Origin of the sequence: Salegentibacter flavus, assembly GCF_900115145.1 — a bacterium.
In the GTDB taxonomy this organism is placed as follows: Bacteria; Bacteroidota; Bacteroidia; order Flavobacteriales; family Flavobacteriaceae; genus Salegentibacter; species Salegentibacter flavus.
In genome coordinates, this window is record NZ_FOVL01000006.1 from 110,129 (window position 1) to 131,958 (window position 21,830).

Below are 21,830 nucleotides of genomic sequence, written 5' to 3' on the forward strand. Positions count from 1 at the left end.
TGAATATTCCCTTAACAGAAACAAATAGAATCTTGGCACAATACATTTAAATCACTAAATGGAGCCTTATTTTAGCAGTGCTTCATACGGTTGCCGACACAATCCTAAAAAACAAATAAAATATTATTGATCCATTGAATACTATTGCTAATTTGCAAACTGATTAGTTACTATTTATATTTCAAACAATTGAATCATGAACAAGACACTGCTTTTAAGCCTTTGCCTGCTTTATTTTACGATTAGCCCAGCAAAAAGAAGTTTCGGCCAACCTCCTATACAACAACCAGTTGAAGCCATTCAACTCTTCAACGGCCACAACCTCGATGGCTGGTACACCTTTTTACAGAACAGCGGGAAAAACAATGATCCCAAAGATGTTTTTACGGTCAACAACGGAATGATTCGTATTTCAGGAGAAGAATGGGGGTCTATCACTACGCTCGATGAATATAAGAATTATCGGTTAGTAACTGAATTTAAATGGGGCGAAAAAACTTTTGAACCTCGGATTAATAAAGCACGTGACTGTGGAATTTTACTGCATTCGCAGGGTGAAGACGGTGGCTCAGGCGGAATCTGGATGCGCTCCATCGAATGCCAGATCATCGAAGGTGGAACTGGCGATGTTATTGTGGTGGGTGACAGCAGTAGCAATTTCAGTGTTACTGCCACCGTGGCTTCCCAAAAACAAGACAATTCGTTTGTTTTTCAGCAGGGTGGGAAAAAAGAGACCATCAATTCGGGCCGCATCAATTGGTTAAAACGCGATCCCGAATGGAAAGATACACTCGGTTTCAGGGGAAAACATGATGTGGAAAAACCCGTTGGCGAGTGGAACACGCTGGAATGTGTGGTCGATGGTGACCGGCTTACCATTTACCTGAACGGTGAGCTGGTAAATGGAACCACCAATGTTAAACCACAAAAAGGCCGCATTCAGATACAATCGGAAGCAGCTGAAATTTTCTTCCGGCGGGTGGAACTCACTCCCCTTTCTCCCCACAAATAATTCAAAAGGAAAGGGATGATAAAATGCCGTTTTTTTTGTTTTGGCTAAAAACAAAATTATCTTTATAATACTTTGTAAGATGTCATCTATATGCCAGACAAATTAAAAAAGTATTATGCATCAACCGAACAGGTGTATCCACAACTTGATAAAAAGATGCGCACAGAATGAAGTCAAAAAGTTGTGAGATTTTAGTGTTACGCAAAAATTGTTGTTAGTCTAAATAGAAAGAAATCTACGTTCCTAACTCCCCTAAACTGTGCCCTAAACGCTTTTATTTTTGCGTTGAATGACTCTGCTGAAGCGTTTGTGCTCCGGTTGTCAAAGTAGTTTAGGATGTTCATATAATGTATTGACATTGTTCTTGCTATTGTATTGAAGCTGCTAAATGCTCCTGCCTTACTTTTTCATCCCATTTTGCCAAACGTATCAGTGCCGAGGTTTTGTCTTTTGTATTGTTGTATATCCAGGATAGGTTCTGGTATAATTTGTATGCCTTTTCTAAATCTGGATAGCGTTCAAAAAGTATTATGGCTCTTTCTAATTGGTTTTCAGTCCATTTACTACTTGATTTATAGAGCAAGTACCTGCTTCTGGCCAGTAACTGTTTTAGTGTATCTCCATTGTGGAACAGCTCTGGAGTATATTTTAAGGATTTGTTTCTAGTGTATTCTATGGCGTCATTCTCAGTATCCAGGGCTTCCCACCTATGCTTGATCCTGATCTCCTGTAGCGCGTCCAATGCCAGTTTCTGGACATGGAAACGGTCTATTACCAAGGTTGCGTTTGGGAATGATTTTTTAACGATGAGCCACATATTTCCTGCCATATCCAAGGTTACCTCCTTGACCTTTTTTCTTTGTTTTAAAGGGATCTTGTGTAGTATTGCTATAACGGTCTCAGCTTTGGTCCGCTTGACCATCGCCACCAAAGCTCCCTTCTTTCCTTTTGCTTTTTTATTGGTCAGTATGGTGTATAGATCACCATTGGAAAAGGCTGTCTCATCAAGGGATAGGTGGCTTCCTAAGTTTTGGGGAAACAAGAGCCACTCCTTAGCGTGTCTTTTTTGATCCCAGGTATTAAAATCACTTAAATAGTCCTTGTATTGCAGCTGCAGACTTCTGGGCTTAACCCCATAGAACTTGGCTACAACTGAGGTGCTGGAGGCATTGTTACTGATGGATCTCTTTTAAAAAAGTAGCAAACTCACTAGTGATTCTAGTTCCTTTTGCTACCAATTGCCAATCTCTTGAAACAGCCTTGCCTGTATCTTCATCAAGCCATCTTCGCCGCGTTATATGCAGGAAAACGTTTTTACCGCGTATGGGAAAATCCTGAACCGTGGCTTCTGGGAAAAAGCCTTTGGAATGAAGCTTAGTGCCGTTATATCCATCAGGGACTTTGTTTTGTTCCGTGAAATAGAAGTGAAGCTCTTCTCATTTGATCTCGTGCTTTGTTAAATCAAAATAGGTTACAAGTACTTCGGGAAGTAATAAATTGGCTATAGCTAAAAGTGAATCTGAGGGCATCGAAATCTTTATTTCAAAGTTCCCTCATTTTTAGTTACTCCACAACTTTTTGTGTTGAGCCTCTAATATCAAGTTTTTTGAAGCAAATTTGGTTACACTAACTTATTTAAATTTGGTGTAACCAATTGGAAGTAATTTCCTACAAATAATAACTTAAAACCTTTTGTATCAATAGTTTATGAGGTATTTATTTTCTGCCTTTAACTTCAATCAGAATTAAAAATTGATGTTATGGATAATCATTTTGGCTACACTTTCTTTATCAGGTCTATTAGGTCAAACCCTGAATTCGGTGCAATTTATTTAAGAATCAGTTCTAATGGTAAACGGGCTGCGTGTAGTTTATATAGAAAGGTTTCTTTTACCGATTTTAACGAATCAAAAAATGAACGCCCATTTGAAAGAGATAGCTGACTTATGTTCCATAAATAAGAATTAAACTTTTCATTTGGCCAGACACACTTTCGCAACAACAGTAACCCTATCAAATGGGGTGCCTATCGGAAGTGTAAGTGAAATGTTAGGACATAAAAATTTGAGGGCTACATAGTATTACTCCAAAATTTTGGATAGGAAAGTTAGTGATGATATGGCAGTATTAAAAAGCAAATTATTTGGTTGACCTCCTTAAACATTTTTCCAATTAAATTTATCAGGGATTACAATAAAAATTACATTAATTGAGGGCCACACTCAGCGTGGTTTTTAACTTATTAGAAGGATAATGCCTGCTTTTTATCTTGGTTTTTTTATTTTTTTGAACGAATAAGAATGCCCATTTCCGTGTTTTGGGGAGAACGATGAAATGGGCGGGTTCTTAGGTTTTGCAAAGCAAGTAGGATTTGTATATTTTCTATATGGGGGATTTCCCCCATTTTTAACCAAATTGTTATAATTGAATTCCAGCTTTAAGAGAGATTGCCAGATATGATTATTTCGACGCTGAGAAAATAAGCGCCGATATGATTGATTTTTTTTTGGTTATTTTTTTACGGCTACAGGTAGGGCCCGAAAGCTGAGATTATTGAACTATCGGTGGTGACCTGGGTGATAGATTTCCATGAGAATTTGTTTATCAGGTTTTGTCGATACAGCGGATCTAAGTATCCCCGGAAGGAGAAAATCACGGAACAGATGAAGATCTTTATGCGAGATATTAGTATTAGTGAAGATTTTATAAGAAGACGTTTGGTGGATTTTGAAGTAGGCAAGGATATGTATTTTGAAAGAGAAAAGTTTGAAAATAAGTTCCTGGAGTTGAGATCCAGAATGAAGCCTGTTCGTTAAGGTTCTTGGGTTTTATTATATGAATCTCGTGGGTCAATATGAGACGTAGGTCCAGGCTGTTAAACGGTTTAGGGCCCTGCCACTTTCTTTGAGAAAATAGGTTGAGGGGACCTTTAGAAATTGGTCTTATAAGAAAATGCTGAAAAAGTTTTTGGAAAAAAAGGGTTCAACCTTTAAAATTGGTTAAACCCTTTATCAACAGAAGGTATTTATTAAAAAACTACTCTTTCAGATGAATGCTCTTCTTGAGATTGTTTACAGATATCTCGAATTCTCCCGGCTCTGCCATTGTTTCTCCTTTCGGATTAACCGATGCCAGGTCGGAGGTATTGATGCTAAATTCAATAGTTTTAGTTTCTCCGGCAGCAAGTTCAACTTTCCTAAACTTCCGAAGTCTTTTTACATCTGGAGTGATCTCTGAAGCATACAGATCGGAGCTGTAAACCTCAACCACTTCTTTTCCACTGCGATTCCCAGTATTGGATAATTTCACGCTAACAGTAAAAGTATCGTTCTGAGTGATATCGGTTTTATCGATTTGCAGGTCTGATACTTCAAAATCGGTGTAACTTAGTCCGAACCCAAAAGGATACTGCGGATTGAAATCGGCTTCATAATTATATACCCCTTCGGCTTTGGTTTGCTCTTCAGAAGGCTTATGAATATACGGGATTAGTGCATTAGGATAGCGCGGATATGTATAAGGCAGTTTTCCGGAAGGATTGATATCCCCAAATAAAATATCTACCAGGGCATCGCCGCCAAAATTCCCCGGAAGGTAAGTTTGCACCACAGCCTGCATTTCCTGTTCAAATTTGCTGATTATTCTCGGGCGACCTTCATTCAGAATAAGAATTACCGGTTTCCCGGTAGCTGCTAGTTCTTTTGCAAGTTTAGTCTGCAGATCGGAGATATAAAGATCATTAAGGTCACCCGGTTTTTCTGTATAGGAATTCTCACCCAGGACTAGAAAAATATAATCAACATTTTCTGCCTGTTTAACAGCATCAGCAATGCCGGCGTCCTCTTCTTCAAAATATTTACCGTCATTTTTATAATTTACTCCCGCTTCGAAGATCACATTTTCTTTTCCGAGCTTATTTTCAACAGCTTCTAATATTGTATTGTAATCTGCAGCAAATTCCGGGGTTTTTTCACCTTGCCAGGAATAGGTCCAGGCTCCATTGAGTGTTCTCATGGAATTGGCATTTGGTCCCGTTACCAAAACTTTCACGTCTTTTTTAAGAGGCAGCACACCGCTTTCATTTTTCAAAAGCGTAATCGATTCTGCAGCCATATTGAAGGCTTCCTGTTCAAATTCCTCACTTCCGAATTTCGGGTAATCCTTATAGTGGGTAACCGGAACTTCAAATAGGTTTAGCGCGAGTTTTACTTTCAGTATTCTTTTTACCGCATCGTCAATGCGTGACTCCTTGACTTCACCTTCTTTCACTAATTCCAGGAGGTTGTCTACAAAACGTTCGTACTCATAAGGAACCATAGACATATCAATTCCCGCGTTCACAGCCATTTTAATGGCTTCTTTGTCATTTTCAGCCACACGATCCCTGCGGTGCAGATTTTCGATATCGGCCCAATCGGTAACTACCAGGCCTTCAAAATTCAATTCTTCTTTCAGGAGTTTTGTGAGCAGGTCGTAATTAGCGTGTACCGGTTTTCCATTAATGAGTCCGGAATTGATCATAATAGTATGAGAGCCTGCATCTATTGCCGCCTTGAAAGCCGGAAGATGGTATTCCCTTAGAACATCATCGGGAATATAGGCCGGAGTTCTGTCCTTTCCTGAAGTCACCGCATGATAGCCCAAAAAGTGCTTCATAGTTGAAGCCAGGTGGTGAGGATCCCCGATATTATTATCTTCTCCCTCATATCCATCTATCATCGCTACTCCGAGTACCGAAGTGAGGTAGGGGTCTTCCCCAAAGGATTCCCACATACGGGAAAATCTTGGATCCATCCCTAAATCTAATACCGGTGAGAAATTCCAAGGGATTCCACTTGCTCTTGTCTCATAGGCGGTTATCTCCGCTCCTTTTTTTACCAGCTCAGGGTTTCGGCTTGCGGCCTGTCCAATTTGCTGAGGAAACATGGTAGCACCCACGGTATAGGTTGCTCCATGAATCTCGTCTACTCCATAAATGATTGGAATATTCAGCTCGTTTTCTTCGGAATTTATCTCCTGAATTTCAGAAATGATCTCATGCCATTTTTGCCGGGGGAGTGCCCTGTTATTGGCTGTATTGAGAAAGGAGCCCACCTTATATTCGGAGACCGCTTTTCGCACCAGTTCCTTATCAAGATTAAAAGGTTCAAAACTGGAATAAATGTCTTCTCCTTCACCAATCACATCAAGGGTGACCTGGGTCATCTGGCCAACTTTTTCTTCCAGCGTCATTTTCGACAGTAAATCGCTGGCCTTTTCTTCTATTTCTGCTGAAGTTTTAGTTTCCTGGGCAGAGGTATTAAACCCGGCCAGTAAAACTACTGCAGCAAGTATTATCTTTTTTATCTTCATAATCGTTTATCTTAAAAGTTTAGGGTAGCCACAGAATTTCCCGGGAGCGCAACATTATAGCTCTTTTCTCCAATTTCGATAGCTAAATTCTTTTGATCCTCATTTTTATTCTGAAGTATCACCACCACATTTCCTTCAGGAGAGAGAAAAGCAACATTGGGAAAATCTTCAGGCATATTTGAGTCTACCCGAACAGCGCCGGGGCGAACAAATTTGGAAGCCTGGGCTATGATGTAGTATGCCGGTTCCCTAGTTACTTCATCACCGGTGATCGTGATGGCGCCAAGACAGCGGTCACAGCCTCCACGGTCGGTGTGAGGTTCCTGATTTTCATCGGCAGCAAGGTTCCATTCCAAAACGTTTCTGCTCCAGTTTCTGGTAGCGCCAATGATGAGGTTTTCGGTATGCCATTCCATTTCCTGTGCGAAGTTCCCGGGAGCTCCCACCCATTGTTCGGTGAAATAAATGCGTTTATCGGGGTGAGCTTCGTGTACCTGGGAAAGCGCGCTTATATCTCCTCCATACAGATGAAAAGCAGAACCATCTACATATTGCGCAGCCTCAGGATCATCTAGTATAGAAATGGGATAATCGGGGCGATCGGCGTTATGATCGTAAAGGATGATCTTGGTGTCAATACCATGTTCTTCAAACAGGGGACCTAAATGATCTTTTATGAACACCGCCTGATCTTCAGCCAACATCAAAAGACTTGGGTTATTCCCGGGGTGTAAAGGTTCATTCTGGATGGTGATGGCATCTATAGTGATTCCTTCCTGCGCCATAGCCTGTATGTACTTTACAAAATACATAGCATAAGCCGGGTAGTATTCTTCTTTAAGGCTGCCTCCGCGGGTATCTCCATTATCTTTCATCCAAACCGGAGGAGACCAGGGAGAGCCCAGTATTTTAATATCAGGAGCAATCTCAAGGATATCTTTCAATACCGGAATGAGGTGAAGGCTGTCATTAGCCAGGGAAAATTTCTCAAGCTGTTCATCGGTTTCTCCTTCTTCCAGATCATTATAGGAAAACGGAGCCTCGTCAAGATCGGATGCGCCTATGCTTAGCCGAAGATAACTTACTCCGATCTCGTCCTGCTCGGTGCCAAAGAGTTCCTGTAAGAGTTCATTTCTGGCCGAATCGCTCATCTGATTTATATGCAAGGCACTTCCGCCGGTAAGGGTATATCCAAAACCGTCTATCTCCTGAAATTTCTGAGAGGTATCAACTTTTATAGTTGCCTGTGCCTGGAAATCACCTTCCTTATCGGAAGTAAGCTCTCTTTTTTCAAGGAGAGATTTTTCATCGAGGCTTGTGAGCCACATTTCCGGTTCATCCGGACTATTTTCTTCCTCGTTCTTCTGATTACAGGCTAATAGCGTGAAGAGCATTAGCATCAGAAGAATGGGTTTATTTAAGGGTTTGTACATTTCAATAGGGGTAAAAGATGCCGCCAAAATAGCGGCATCTGTCTAATTATTAATATAGGCTAATTACTGTAAAATGAATTCGTAGGTACCGGTCTCATAATCATTGCTCACCTCGATATTCACCTCGTATGTTCCGGAGGTAGTAATATTGGTGAAGTTTGGACCACCATTGGTCATTGTTCCGGATAAGGCTTCAGGATCGTCCGCACCTAATTGAATATCCCAGGGAGAGTTAAATTTCAGGTTGTAACCTGCTTCCAGAGCCTGAGTGGTGGTGAATTTATGCGGATGTACATAGGTCATAAGGAACTCGTCCCTACTATCCCAGCCGCCGCCTTCTTCGTCCCAATGGAATAATTTTATGTTGTAATATTTCCAGTTTACGGCTCCTGTAGCAAAATTAAATTCAAGGCTGTAAGCCTGATCTCTTGCAGGGGAAATATCTCCAGGGCTTTCCAGAAGTCCGAGACTACCAAACGCTGAATCCCCATCAGGATTGGAGGTTTCTCCTATAATTCCGTCCAGCGAATAGGCTGTTCCAGTACCATCTATAGCGCTGTTAAGCTCATAAATTACTTCAGCCTGAAGCGGGATATAGGTGCCAGACATAAATTTATCCTCTTCTTTGTTGAATTCAAATACAACTTCACCGTCTGCAAGAAGATAAAGCGCATCGGGGGTTTCAGAAGGAGGATTGCTTACCTGGTTGCTTTCAAGGGAATAGGTATAAGTATCACCGGAAAGGTCTACAGTAACTGTATAATCTCCCGGAGCATCCAATGAGATATCTTCAATTTCAATACCGGCATCTCCTGCCTGGGATTCCATATAAATTTCATTCTGGGTACCAACAATTCTTTTAAAGAGGTAACCCCAATCGCCATTGAGTCTGAAAAGGAATCCTCCGGAATTTAGAGAAAGTTGAGCTTCCCAAACGCCATTAGCCTGGTATTCCAATGGTTCATCTCCACCCCAGCCGGCAGCGATAACATCACCAACTACACTTAGGTGGTCTATTTTTAGGAGGTTGTAGGTTCCTTCTGCAAGGTCTACAGTTAATCTGTATTCCCCGGTTTCAGCGACCATAATCGGATCTCCGTTTTTAACCAGATTTCCTTCGCTTCCTCCATAGATATGAGCAGGAAGTGAACTCTCGCTATAGATCTTAAAGCCCGCTCCTGCTTCCAGGTGAGTGTAGATCTCAAAAACATTTGTGGGATTATTGTCGGCATCTTTTAGCGACCTCAATGATAGGGCCTGGGAAAGATCTGAGCCTGCTTCTGTGGCCTCGCCTGAAAGGAACAATTGCTCAGGTAGGTACTCTGTTTCAAAACGCTTTACGCTTACTTCTACAGAATCGGTAGTTTGTTTGTCTATACTTTTTGCAAGAACGGTTATTTCCAGGTCAACTTCTTTACCTGCTTCGAAACCTGCATAAGATAGTGCAAGGTCCATCTCACTGGCGGTAAAACTTCCATTGGTATCCCGGCCTCCATTTTCTGAAGCTTTACTAAGAAGAGGATCCTCATAATTTCCGGGGGTACTTAAGATAAGGGTATACCTCACCTGATATCTCTCGGTTGAAATTGCCGGATCCCAGGTGAATTCAAAGTTCTCGTCTGGTTGGTTTTCATTTAGGACCAGAGTTTCATTCGTGGTAAGTAAGGAAGGCTCACTAAGATCCCATTCTCCAATAGGGTCAAGGTTGTCTTCTTCACAGGAAAAAATAAATGCCAGCACCAGAAATGCGCTAAGGAGTATTTTTATTTTTTTCATTTTATTGTTATTTAATAGTTTAATTTTTAATTACCATACAAGCGTTGATACTGAATTAGCTGTGCTGTTTATTTTCAGGTATTTATCCCCGGCCTGTACGTTTATATTTCTGTTCGAGGTAGTCTCATTCAGAATCACCAGTGCAATTGTACCATCAGGATTTTGAAATGCCACATTAAAGATCCCACCGCTTATTTGATTTGAAGCAATTCTACTAGCACCCGGCCTGACGAATTTTGAGAAGTGAGCCAGGGCATAGAATTCTTCATTATAAATAATCTCTCCTGAAGATTCTATGGTAACTACACCCCTGCAGTCCTGGCATCCATTATTGGTGGGGCCAGAATTTTCATCCAGGGCAAGGTTCCATAAAAGGGCAGTTTTTGACCAGTTTCGGGTGGTGCCAATAAAGATATTTTTGATATTCCATTTAAGATTATCACCAAAATCTGTGGCCCATTCCCCTCCGGAAATTTCTGTGAAATAGAGTCCTTTTTCGGGAAAAGCATTGTGGACCTGTGACATTGCAGAGACATCTCCAGCATAAGCATGAAAAGCCGAACCGTCTACATAAGGATATGCCTCTTCATCACTAAGCACGGTGATGGGGTATTGGGGTTTATCGAAATTATGATCATAAGCAATGATCTTAGTTTCGATTCCTTCACTCCGGAAAAGCGGTCCAAGGTGGTCTTTTATAAATTCCACTTGTTCTCCGGCTTCCATTATCATAGTTGGATATTGCGCCTGATGTAAAGGCTCATTCTGTGGAGTTATCGCATCTACTTTTATCCCGTGGGCAGCATAGCCTTCGATATATTTCACAAAATAATGGGCATAGGTATTATACCATTCCTGTTTTAAACTTCCTCCATAAAGGGATTTGTTTGTTTTCATCCAGGCCGGTGCGCTCCATGGGCTTCCCATAATTCTAAGCTCGGGATAAACCTGCAAGATGTCCTTAAATACCGGAATCACATTTTTTTCATCTTCCTTCAAAGAAAAATTGTCCAAAGTGGCATCTGTCTCCCCGGCAGGCATGTCATTATAGGTGAAATCCTGCAAGGAAAAATCAGAGGCGCCTACACTCATACGCAAATAGGAAATTCCAATTCCCGTATTGGGGTTGAAAAGCTCCTTTAATAAGTCGCTCTTTTTACCGGAGGATAACCCATTAATGAGATAGGCTGAGGAGCCGGTAAGGGCAGCTCCAAAGCCTTCAATTTCCTGATATTTTTCAGTAGGATCGATAATAAGTTCAGGATCTGAGCTTAAAGGTTCACCATAAATATCCACAACAGGCAGTTTATCCAGTAATTGGGTTCCTGCTGTATTGGTGGTCCAGATCTGGGCTTTCCCAATTACCTCACCTCCGGGTTTAGACGGAGGAGGGAGTGGGGTTACCGGATCATCATCTGAACATTGGATATTCAAAAGACTCACAGAAAAGACAAATAATATTGCTATAATTCGGTTCATTGTTAGTATCCGGGGTTCTGAGTCAGGTTAGGATTCCGGTTGATCTCGTTTTGCGGAATAGGCAATAGGAGGTCGGTTTCACTAACATTATAATCAACAGGTTGATTCGTACGAAGATCGATATCGTCTACAGCGTTCATGATTTCCACGGCCATTCCAGAGCGGATAAGATCATCCCAGCGATATGCTTCCTGTGCAAGTTCCAGGCGTCTCTCTTTTAGAATTGCCCTTTTCATAGTTTCATATGAAGCTTTATCTTCTGAAGTCAATTCAGGAAGACCAACTCTTTCCCTAACAATATCTACCTGGTCGGCAGCTTCTTCGATCTGGCCTAATTCATTGAGCGCTTCAGCTTTCATCAGGATAATATCAGCAAGTCGAAAAATATAATCGTTGTCTGAACTAGCCCAGCCTCCGGCGTTTCTCCATTTATAGGCGAAAGGAACTTCACTGTTAACCGCATTTCCCCAATATTCGTCTACCCATGGCACCGCTTCAAAAATCATAGTGGCATTCTTTCTGATCTCATCGCCTTCGTTATCAAAAGCTTCTACAAGGTCTTTTGACGGGGTGACAAATTTTCTCCAACTATCACCACTCAGGGAGGGAGGTAACTGCAATTGTGGAGCCCAGGTTCCTTCGTCGCCACCCAGGTACTGGATCTCAAGAATAGACTCTTCATTATTATAGTTATTTCCGTCAAAGAGTTTATCATAATCATCCAACAAACGATAACCTGCGGGACTGTTAATCACAGCGTTTGCAGCTTCCAGAACTGCCGGATAATCGGGGTTGGGCTTTTGAGCGTTTACCTTGGTCAATAAGGCGTTTGCAGCGCCTACAGTTGCCCGTGCCTTGTTTACACTGGCATCATTCCCATAGGAATGTGGTAAAAGCTCTTTTGCATCATTTAGATCGGTTATGATTTGATCATGAACCTCCTCTGCAGAACTTCTGGGAAGTCTCACTTCTGAAGGATCTACCGATTTGATAGGTTCCAGGATAAGCGGAACGCCGCCCCATTGTTTTACCAGATTATAATAGTGGTATGCCCTGAGGAAAAGTGCCTGCCCAATGATCTGGGTGCGTTCTTCCTCGGTAATTTCCTGATCGATCTCCGGGGCTTTTTCAAGAACAAGATTCGCCTTGGAAATCGCATTGTAAATTGATGACCAGGCGTTAAAAACCCTATTGTTCGTAGTAGAAACATCTACGTCATCAAAAGCGAAAATTTCAGGGTTATCTCCACCGGCATAGTGATTGTCAGAGCGGACGTCCTCGAAAATAATTTTGTCCCACACGTAATAATCATTTGATTGAAAAGATTCATAAACCCCGGTCAAAGCAGCGTTAAGCTGGGTGCCGGTAGCATATGCGTTTTCTGTTGTTTCCTCTGAAATAGGCATTAAGTCTAATTCATCGTCGCAGGAGATGAGACTTGCTGCTATAAACAGTCCGGAAAAATATTTTATAAAATGTTGTTTTTTCATAAGTATTTTAATTTAAAAAGTAACATTCAAGCCCAGGATAAGGTTCCTTGTTTGTGGATAGGTTCCATAATCTACACCCATTGCGGTGTTACTACCACCAAAGGCGTTCACTTCAGGATCAAAACCGGAGTAGTCTGTAAGTGTAAACAGGTTTTCTCCTGTAGCATATAATTTCACAGCATCCAGGTTTATTGATTCCAGGAAAGTTTTTGGTAAACCGTAGCTCAGGGTAAGCGCCTTCATTCTAAGGTAAGACCCGTCTTCCACGAAGCGTGTCGATAATCTTGAATTGTCGGTGTTTCCTTCAGAAGTTCTTGGAATATCTGTGATATCACCAGGTTCTCTCCAACGATCTAATACAGCTCTGGATTGGTTTTTAGAGTCGGTCATTCCTTCGGTTTCAATTCGGGTAGCATTAAAGATGTCATTACCCTGAGAACCTTGCAGGAACACTGATAAACCAAAGCCTTTATAAGATAAATTGTTGGTGAAACCATACTGGAAATCAGGGTTGGCGTCTCCAATAATAGTCCTGTCGTCGGCAGAAGGAGAGAATGTTGTTTCTCCTTCACTGTCTAAATAATAGGCCATTCCGGTCTCGGGATCAACACCTCCCCATAGGTAACCATAGAAAGTACCAAGAGGTTCTCCTTCTCTAACAAGGCTTACTTCTCCACGTCCGGCAACTCCACCGGCAAACATCTGCTGTCCAACGATATCGATAACTTCATTACGGTTAAAAGAAATGTTGAAATCAGATTCCCAGTTAAATTCACCTTGCGTATTTACGGTAGTTAACTGAAATTCCAATCCTTTGTTCCTTAACTGACCGATATTCTGAATGGCACTATTAAAACCTGTTGATCGGGGTAATGGAGCATTTAGAAGCAGGTCGCGGGTATCTTTCTGATAGGCATCTGCACTGAACCTGATGCGCCTATTAAATAAAGCCACATCAAGTCCGATATTAATCTGTTCTGATTCCTCCCATTTAAGGGTTTCGTTGGCGATGGAGGCTGGATAAGTTCCCGGCAATACAACGCCGCCTATGGGATAATTACCGCCACTTCCAACACGACCGTAGTAGGCATAATTACCAACCTGATCGTTTCCAACGAGTCCCCATCCGGCACGTAATTTCATATCATTAATTGTTTCCTGATCCCGCATAAAGCTTTCTTCAGAAATTCTCCAACCTGCTGAGAAAGATGGGAAGTAACCCCAACGCTCTTTAGGTCCGAAATTGCTCGAACCGTCAGCTCTAAAGTTGGCTGTAAGTAGGTATCTTTCATCAAACTCATAGTTTACTCTTGCCAGGTAGGACGCATTAGCCTTTTCGGCTTTAGTTGCGGTAGCAGCAATAAGTTCTGACCCGGCATTAGGGGTAGTAATCTTATCTCCGGCAAAATTCCTTCTTTCCATAGAACTGTCTTCCCATCTGTATTTTTGGAAAACAGAACCTACAAGAGCTTTCAGGTTATGTCTGCCGATTTCTTTCTCGTAACTTAAAGTGTTATCAAAAATGTAGAAATTGGTGAGGTTGGTATTGTATCTACCAATACCTTTCATTGCACGACCATAGCTGGTTCTAAAGGGATCCAGAAAATAATCATAGTTAGCACTGCTGTAATCTGTACCTATATTTGTTTTGAAGGTAAAGTCTTCAAGGAATGATATTTCGGCATAGATATTACCCAACAGGCGTTGGTTCACATATTCCCGCTGGGAACCATCGGTAGAAGCTACCGGGTTTTCCCAATCCTGAAAAGGATTGCTGGTAAAGGTGCCATCGGGATTATAGATTCCAATATTTGGAGGGGTAGATAAAACTCCCAGCAGGACACCACCACTATTAATGCTTTGGTTGTCGGTAACATCCACATCGGAGTAATGAGTATAGGCGATATTAGTACCTATTTCCAACCATTCGGTAACTTCCTGAGAAAGGTTAATCTTGAAGTTATATCGTTCCATTTCAGAACTTCTAACGGCACCTTCCTGTTTGGTATATCCCCCTGAAACATAGTAAGATGTTCCGTTGGATTTTCCAGACATTCCTAACTGATAGTTAGAGGAGAGGCCATCCCCGAAAATTACTTTTTGCCAATCGGTGTTTTCAGTGTAGCGGGACCAGTCGGTATTTCGGCCCATTTCGGTCATTAAATCCCTATACTGTTCACTGTTAAGCACCGGAAGTGTATTCCACACCTGGGAAACCCCAACATAAGTGTCAAAGGTAAGTCTTGGCTTTTCAGAGGTTCCTTTCCTGGTGGTTATCAAAACCACTCCATTTGCACCCTGGGCTCCATAAATGGCTGCGGAAGAAGCATCTTTCAAAACAGAAATACTTTCGATATCTGCAGGGTTAAGTGAGCGGGTGTCGTTAGTTGGAACTCCATCTACCACATATAAAGGTTCGCTACTTGCATTAATAGAGTTGGTACCTCTAATTCGGATATTTAATCCTGAAGAGGGTTTTCCAGAGCCTGAAACCACCTGTACCCCTGGAGCCTTTCCCTGTATTAGGGCGCCAACCTGAGTATTAGGCCTGTCATCAAAAGCCTCATCATCTATTATGGAAACCGAACCGGTAATGTCTCTTTTGCTTTGAGTACCATATCCAACTACTACAACCTGATCTAAGGTTTCGGAGTCTTCCATAAGTGTTACCTGTATCGGGCTATCGGTTGCCGGTACTTCCTGAGTTACATATCCAAGGAAGGAAACAACCAATATATCTCCGCGAGATGCTTCCAGAGAGAAATTTCCATCAAAATCTGTTTGGGTTCCGTTCGTTGTGTTTTTTACAATAACATTGGCACCTGGTAGCGGAAAATTATTACTTCCATCTATTACAGTCCCGGAGACCTCGATGGTCTGTGCCCAGGAAAATGCCGTGAAACTAAAAAACAATACCCATAAGTATTTTTTAATTTTCATTGATTAAAAGAGTTTTGTGTAAATTAATTATGATAGTTTATTGAGAAATCAATTTCTTACGCAAACGATTTCACAGGCCTAAGTTATAATTTGAATTCTGCGGGTAGTTGATGTCCATTACATTTGGATTACACCATGCTAAATAAAATATACACCAGAACTACGTCAATTTTTATAAGCTTCTGAAATTGATATTTTTAAAAAGCTAATTATTTCTTAAATAGTCTAAAATTTTTATAAATTTGAGCGAGCAATCCGATTCAATAATTGCCTTTATGAATTTATTCCAGGGTGTTTTTTTAGCTGCGTTTTTAATGGCCCTTCCCGGGTTATTGATTTGTCAGGAATCTTCCGAATTAAGTATAGCATTGAGAAAATCACCTTTGGTATCTCATTATTCCCAGGAGGACTTTCAGGGAGACACTCAATTCTGGACAACTACAGAAGATCATTTGGGGGTTTCTTATTTTGGGAACAATGACGGAGTGGTCATTTTTGACGGAGAAAGATGGCAAAAGGTAAGTCTGCCCAATCACTCCTCGGTGAGGAGTTTAATAACATCTTCTAAAGGGAAAGTTTACGCCGGGGGTTTCAACGAATTAGGAATAATAGAAAAACAGGCTACGGGAGATTATATTTATCGCTCCTTGCTTAAAGATCTTGATCTGGAGGGTATTGAGCTCGAAAATCTATGGCAGGTTCACGAGTATAAGGATTATATCATCTTCAGGTCCTTCAATGAACTAATAGCTATTTCCGGTAATACGGCTACCCATATTTCGGCTAACAATTCCTTTGTGCATTCAGGAATTGTGAATAACAGGTTTTTTGTTCAGGATGCAGGTTTTGGGATCATGGAGTTCAACCCTGAAGAAATGCGCTTAAACAAGGTTTTTGATTTTGGAAGAGGTTCGGTGGTTGGTTTCCTGCCCTCTGGTTTGCAAAATGAGCTTATGGCAATTACCAGGGAAGGCAGTGTATTTAAGATGAACCTGAAAAATAATGAAGTTTACCCCTGGAAACAGGTCCTGGATAAGGAAAATCAGGGTCAGATAATTAGTGCTATTAAATTTGAAGAAGAATATTTACTGGGGACATTAGGCTCTAAAATAATTGTTCTGACCGAGGAAGGGAAGATAAACCGGAACCCACCTGCCTTTAAGGATATAAGTAATTCGTCCATTCTTAATTTATTCAAAGCCGGTAATGGTTTATGGGTGCTGTTGAACAATGGATTATCCTACGTAGATTTTGATTCCCCGGTTTCTCAGCTTTTTCAGGAAGGATCGGTTTATGATATTTATGTCGGTTCAGATAAAATTTACCTTGCTACCAACAAAGGGGTGTATTATTCGGAGCTTCAAGACGGAGAAATCGATAAATCCATGTTGGAATTCAGGAGTATTCCCAATCTGGAAGGTCAGGCCTGGTCAATTACTAATTTAAGTGGTTCTCTAATTGTAGGCCATGACAGGGGATTATTTGAATTGGATGGGTTAAGGGCCTCTCAAATTGGGGAGGTATCTGGTTTCTGGAAGGTTGTAGGAATTCCGGATTCTCCAAATACTTTTATCGCTTCAAATTATAATGGTATTTATTTACTGAAAAAGAACGGGGCTATATGGAGTCTACAAAATAAGATCAAAGGTTTTGATGAATCCAGCAGGGATATTCTAATTAGCGATGATGCTAATACCTTTTGGGTTTGCCATGGTTATCAGGGTGTTTATAAATTGAAATTAACCGAAGATTATTCCCGGGTTTATGCGGTAGATCATTTTACGGATAGAAACGGATTAATCTCCCCTTTTAATGTGAATGTCACCCGATGGGAAGATGATATAGTCTTTACCAGCAATACCGGTATCTATGAATTTGATGAAGCTTCAAATTATTTCAAGCCTTACGAAAAATTAAATTCTGTTTTGGATTCTACCTTTAATACCAGAAAGTTAATAAAGAAAAAGGATACCGCATGGATAGTACAGGATAATGAAGTAGGCTTTATAGATTTTTCCGAAGATAAGCCTGAAGTACAAAAAAACCTTTTCCTAAACCTTAAAGGTAAATTGAATAGAGGGATGGAGAGTATTTTACCAATGGAAAACGGAAAGGTTCTCATTGGTGCTACAACCGGTCTTTTTTTATACGACACTCAAACAGGAGAGCAATCTGAAGATCTGGTAACAGAGATCACCGGTATTAGATATGTCAAGGATTCAAGGGAGATGGCTATCGCTAATAACTCTGAAATGAATTTGCCGGTTGATACAGAAATAATCCGTTTTGAATTTGCCACACCCCGCATGTCACCATCTTCTGAAATTGAGTTTAGTTATATACTTGAAGGGATTGATGAGCATTGGTCCTCCTGGGAGGAAACTCCTTTTAAAGAGTTTACACATTTAAGACCCGGGGATTATACTTTTAAGGTGAGGAGCAGAAACCTTGTGGGACAAAAAGGGGAAGTATCCAGTGCCAGTTTCAGGATACCTCCTATTTGGTACAAGACCGATGTAGCATTTTTCATTTATTTTCTAGGCATCATTGGTTTAATAATTTTAATGATCTACGTATTCCGAGCAAAAATTATTTCTGAAAGAAGGAAAGCCAAAATGGCAGCAGAGAAAGCACAACGCTTATTGAAGCTTGAAATAGAACAGCTTAGGCTTGAAAAAGATAAGGAGTTAATCAAACAGGATAAAAAATTACTTGAAGAAGATAATATCCAGAAAAGTAAGGAGTTGGCTAACTATACCATGATGTTGGTGAAGAAAAAAGATGTGTTCAATGAGACCTATGAAAACCTGCAGGATTTTCAAAAAACCTTAAAAACCCAGGGTGCTAAGCGAAATCTCAGGAATATCATTCAGAAATTAAATAATCACCGGATCGGGGAAGAATATATGAAGATTTTCGATGTGAATTTTGAAAAAGTTCATAAAAACTTCTTCAGGACATTAAAAGAAATTAATCCGGATCTCACCAAAAGAGAATTGCGTCTTTGTGCTTTCGTGAAAATGGATCTTACCAACAAGGAAATCGCTCCCTTACTTAATATTTCTGTACGGGGGGTGGAGACTGCCAGATACCGGGTGAGGAAGAAACTGGACGTGCACGAACCAAATTTTTTACATTTTCTTGAAAATTTACCAGTTAACGAAAAGGAGGAAATCTTTTGAGTTCATCATAGTGCCTTAGCCTCGGTATTTTAAAATATATGATTAGGCAAAGGCAATTGGTTGAAAAGAATTGTCTGATTTTTCTATAATTATTAAGAGTAAAACCTTCGTGAAAGAAGAGAATGATCATTGACCAATTAAATAAGGTAAATTCCTCCGACTTAAAGGTGCCGGAGGAAATCTGATTATACCATTTGATATATTTTATCAAATAAGATTTTATCAGCCTTTCTTTGCTGAGAGAAAGCTTTCTTTAGCGTTTTATGCAATATGGCATTAAAAGCATTATACCCGATCCACAGGTTTGGATCTTGCCCTAGAATGATACTTTCGTCTCTATGCATCCCAGGACGTGCTCCCGTGCGGGCCGCTTTCTTTTTTAAAAAATTAAGGGCTCCAATCGGTATAGTATTTATGGGTGCTACTAAGATGTTCCTTATTGGTGTTATAGCTGCCTTTTGATGGGTTGCACTGGTGCATAGCAACTCGCTGATGATAGTAATACACTTCTACCAGGGAACTGGTATAATGGTTGGTGGTTTCTTTTTCTATGTAGCGATAGGGTACGCTATAATAGAATAGCTTTTATCAGGGGAGAAATAAACGTATCCCATTTTCTGGACCTTTGCCCTTCGGTAACCTTTAAGCTCGTAGGCCCCCTCCGGCAGGGCTTTAGGTATTCCCGCTCCACGGATTGGAACAGTTCCCTGCGACTGGCTTCTTTGCCTAAAATCCAAAAGTGGCACAAATTGAACCGAAATCACTGGCAAAATTTGATCTGGGATATCCATCCTGGATAAACAGACCAACAAGGAAGCCTTATTTCATTTGATATTAAAGACAATTGCGAGCCATCACAAAAATTTTAAAAATAATTTGCATCTTTTTTATACCCTCTCCGTCTTGATTGTGAGTTATTAAATTATTCACAATTAAATACTAAAGAAATGAAACGATTTCATGTTCACGTAAGAGTAAAAAACCTTGACGAAAGTATTGCATTTTACAATGCTTTATTTAATGCAGAGCCAACTTTGGTAAAAGGCGACTATGCAAAATGGATGTTAGAAGATCCAAGAATAAATTATGCTATTTCAACAGGTCATACTGAAAATGGCATTGAACATTTGGGCTTGCAACTTGAAAGCGTAGAAGAATTGCACGAAGTGTATGACAATATGCAAAAAGCAAAAGGCACAGTGAGAGAAGAGGGAGAATGCACTTGTTGCTATTCAAAGTCTCAAAAAAGTTGGATAACAGACCCCCAAGGCGTTGATTGGGAAACATTTCACACACACGGTACAGTAACAGTTTATGGAGAAGGCATCAATGCGAGACCAGCCCCGGAAGTAATGGACCAATGGACAGGGAACGATGGCAAAAATGTTACAATTGAAACAGGGACTACTATAAAAGAGAATACTTGTGACAATGGGAGCTGTAAGAATTAAACCAATGCAACAAAAGCATTGGGATCAAGTAAAAAAGATTTTCAAAAGTGGCATTGCAACAGGCATTGCCACTTTTGAAACTACTGCACCAACTTGGGATAAGTGGAATGCTGGACACTTTACATTTGCAAGGCTTGTGGCCATTCACCATAATGAAGTTGTAGGTTGGGCAGCGCTTAGCCCGGTTTCAAATAGATGTGTTTATGACGGTGTTGCAGAAGTGAGTATTTATTTAGCGGACACATACAAAGGAAAAGGGATAGGAAAAATGCTTCTTAAGAACCTAATAGCAATAAGTGAAAGTAATAATATCTGGACATTGCAGGCGGGTATTTTTACAGAAAATACTCCCAGTGTAAAACTTCACGAAAGTGTAGGTTTTAGAATTATCGGATACCGAGAAAAAATTGGCAAACTAAAAGATACTTGGAAAGACAACTATGTTTTAGAAAAGCGAAGCAAAATCGTAGGAATTAAATGACGAGATGAAGGGCTTCTGATAACAAATGAGTGACTATTAAAAACAAATATACTATGGATAAAGCTTACAAAAACAGCGGATATTTTATGCTACTCCTAATTCCCTTGGTAATTTTGGGATTCTACAAGACTTATTTTAGTCAGTTTCCTGATTTTAATGAGAAAATTACCATGTTCCATCATCTCCATGCAGCTATAGCTTCTGTTTGGATACTAACACTTATAATCCAACCACTACTGATTCGGCACAGAAGGTATAAAATCCATAAAATGATTGGAAAAATTTCATACATTATCTTTCCTGTGCTAATTCTCTCATTTATTCCAATGATGTTAAGAATTATATATTCCGATCATCCAGTCAATCTTTTTTTTCCAATTGCTGATTGCACATTGCTAATTCTCTTTTATTCATTAGCCGTTTATAATAGAAAAAACACTCCCAAACATATGCGGTATATGATTGGGGCTGCAATTGTTTTTTTGGGGCCAACATTTGGAAGAATTGCTCCATATATCAAATGAAACATTAAGTTTCAAGGAGGAACAAAGGAAGGGAAAAAACGATAGTAATTCCGAAGAAAGAACTGAAGAAAAAGTCTTAGAAGAGGAAGACCAACCTCCAACCATTAAAAAATCATACAGTGCTAACCCAAAGATTGTTGGCCTTGCTGCTGTAGGATTGTTGGCAATTATATTGACCATTTATAGCTTCGCTTCAACTGAAACGACTCCAGAGAAATCCCCTGAAGAACATCTGAAAGAAATCGTAACTGATTATTACCAATCCGTAAATAGTAATCAGATTGAAGCTATTCCAGACTTTCTTAGCCCAAGAGTAGATCAATGGTATGGTGCAAAGAATTTAAGCCATAGTGAAATACTGAAGATTGCAAGAGATCGTCATGGCAAATATCCCTTTTCTTCTTCTGACATTAATTGGGACTCATTCACTGTAATCCCTCAAAGTACAGGGGGATTTCTGGTAACCTATGAGATGACTCATAAATTCAAGAAAAAAATTATAGATGATTACCAGATTTACGATCTTAAACTGTATACCAGATGGGATGAAGATTTTAAACTCAAGAGTATAAGAGAAATTAAAAACTAGAACGTTCGCTTAGCGTGAAGTCATCTGGCCCTCGCCGGTCTGTTCCAAATTAAATTTAAACTATGTTAGATACCGATACCAAATCCTTATTAAAATCATTTTTTAATTCCACTGATGAGTT

The 21,830-nt window shown here is 40.3% G+C and carries 15 protein-coding genes and 3 pseudogenes; 8 read left to right on the top strand and 10 right to left on the bottom strand.

The window, feature by feature from the left end:
• Positions 1 to 196: 196 nt before the first annotated feature.
• Entirely contained in the window at positions 197 to 1,012 is an 816-nt protein-coding gene (locus tag BM266_RS06640; protein ID WP_093407441.1) for a 3-keto-disaccharide hydrolase, read from the top strand.
• Positions 1,013 to 1,209: 197 nt separating this feature from the next.
• Here the strand turns inward: BM266_RS06640 and BM266_RS06650 are convergent.
• Positions 1,210 to 2,192 (bottom strand): annotated as a pseudogene (locus BM266_RS06650) (ISAon1 family transposase).
• Positions 2,185 to 2,436 (bottom strand): annotated as a pseudogene (locus BM266_RS17640) (ISAon1 family transposase N-terminal region protein); the annotation flags it as partial. The pseudogenes BM266_RS06650 and BM266_RS17640, both read right to left, overlap by 8 nt.
• A gap of 463 nt (positions 2,437 to 2,899) precedes the next feature.
• Between BM266_RS17640 and BM266_RS17350 the strand changes: the two are divergent.
• Together BM266_RS17350 and BM266_RS17050 are read left to right on the top strand one after the other, a co-directional pair.
• A pseudogene (locus tag BM266_RS17350) lies at positions 2,900 to 3,163 on the top strand (tyrosine-type recombinase/integrase); the annotation flags it as partial.
• Between the two features lie 512 nt (positions 3,164 to 3,675).
• The gene (locus BM266_RS17050; protein WP_175494767.1) at positions 3,676 to 3,828 is read left to right on the top strand and encodes a hypothetical protein; all 153 of its coding nucleotides are present in this window, start codon (positions 3,676 to 3,678) and stop codon (positions 3,826 to 3,828) included.
• 220 nt (positions 3,829 to 4,048) lie between these two features.
• On the opposite strand, the gene BM266_RS06670 is transcribed toward BM266_RS17050, so the two are convergent.
• The 6 genes from BM266_RS06670 to BM266_RS06695 form a co-directional block, all read right to left on the bottom strand.
• Positions 4,049 to 6,364 (bottom strand): glycoside hydrolase family 3 N-terminal domain-containing protein, encoded by a 2,316-nt coding sequence (locus BM266_RS06670; protein WP_093407452.1) that lies wholly within the window; start codon positions 6,362 to 6,364, stop codon positions 4,049 to 4,051.
• Positions 6,365 to 6,375: 11 nt separating this feature from the next.
• Positions 6,376 to 7,797, bottom strand: a complete 1,422-nt coding sequence (locus BM266_RS06675) for a glycoside hydrolase family 30 protein (protein ID WP_093407454.1) — start codon at positions 7,795 to 7,797, stop codon at positions 6,376 to 6,378.
• 63 nt (positions 7,798 to 7,860) lie between these two features.
• Entirely contained in the window at positions 7,861 to 9,573 is a 1,713-nt protein-coding gene (locus tag BM266_RS06680; protein ID WP_093407457.1) for a SusE domain-containing protein, read from the bottom strand.
• Positions 9,574 to 9,603: 30 nt separating this feature from the next.
• Entirely contained in the window at positions 9,604 to 11,052 is a 1,449-nt protein-coding gene (locus BM266_RS06685) for a glycoside hydrolase family 30 protein (RefSeq protein ID WP_093407459.1), read from the bottom strand.
• 2 nt (positions 11,053 to 11,054) lie between these two features.
• On the bottom strand, positions 11,055 to 12,542 hold the full coding sequence (locus BM266_RS06690) for a RagB/SusD family nutrient uptake outer membrane protein (protein ID WP_093407462.1): 1,488 nt from the start codon (positions 12,540 to 12,542) through the stop codon (positions 11,055 to 11,057).
• Positions 12,543 to 12,554: 12 nt separating this feature from the next.
• A complete protein-coding gene (locus tag BM266_RS06695; protein ID WP_093407463.1) occupies positions 12,555 to 15,482 on the bottom strand; it encodes a SusC/RagA family TonB-linked outer membrane protein in 2,928 nt (975 codons plus the stop codon).
• Positions 15,483 to 15,757: 275 nt separating this feature from the next.
• Between BM266_RS06695 and BM266_RS06700 the strand changes: the two genes are divergently transcribed.
• Positions 15,758 to 18,664, top strand: a complete 2,907-nt coding sequence (locus BM266_RS06700) for a helix-turn-helix and ligand-binding sensor domain-containing protein (protein ID WP_093407466.1) — start codon at positions 15,758 to 15,760, stop codon at positions 18,662 to 18,664.
• Between the two features lie 387 nt (positions 18,665 to 19,051).
• Here BM266_RS06700 and BM266_RS17570 read toward each other — a convergent pair whose 3' ends face one another.
• Both BM266_RS17570 and BM266_RS17355 read right to left on the bottom strand, forming a co-directional pair.
• Positions 19,052 to 19,216, bottom strand: coding sequence for a hypothetical protein (locus BM266_RS17570; protein WP_394333119.1), 165 nt, complete (start codon positions 19,214 to 19,216; stop codon positions 19,052 to 19,054).
• Positions 19,213 to 19,455, bottom strand: coding sequence for a hypothetical protein (locus BM266_RS17355; RefSeq protein WP_245760400.1), 243 nt, complete (start codon positions 19,453 to 19,455; stop codon positions 19,213 to 19,215). The genes BM266_RS17570 and BM266_RS17355 overlap by 4 nt, the downstream gene beginning before the upstream one ends.
• A gap of 156 nt (positions 19,456 to 19,611) precedes the next feature.
• Between BM266_RS17355 and BM266_RS06710 the strand changes: the two genes are divergently transcribed.
• From BM266_RS06710 to BM266_RS06725, 4 genes are read left to right on the top strand one after another with little or no spacing between them, the layout of a single operon-like run.
• Positions 19,612 to 20,115, top strand: coding sequence for a VOC family protein (locus tag BM266_RS06710; protein ID WP_139220601.1), 504 nt, complete (start codon positions 19,612 to 19,614; stop codon positions 20,113 to 20,115).
• Entirely contained in the window at positions 20,096 to 20,596 is a 501-nt protein-coding gene (locus tag BM266_RS06715; protein ID WP_093407468.1) for a GNAT family N-acetyltransferase, read from the top strand. The genes BM266_RS06710 and BM266_RS06715 overlap by 20 nt, the downstream gene beginning before the upstream one ends.
• Positions 20,597 to 20,649: 53 nt before the next feature.
• On the top strand, positions 20,650 to 21,120 hold the full coding sequence (locus tag BM266_RS06720) for a hypothetical protein (protein ID WP_093407470.1): 471 nt from the start codon (positions 20,650 to 20,652) through the stop codon (positions 21,118 to 21,120).
• Positions 21,092 to 21,709, top strand: coding sequence for a hypothetical protein (locus tag BM266_RS06725; RefSeq protein ID WP_093407473.1), 618 nt, complete (start codon positions 21,092 to 21,094; stop codon positions 21,707 to 21,709). Before BM266_RS06720 ends, BM266_RS06725 begins: the two co-directional genes overlap by 29 nt.
• Positions 21,710 to 21,830 lie beyond the last annotated feature (121 nt).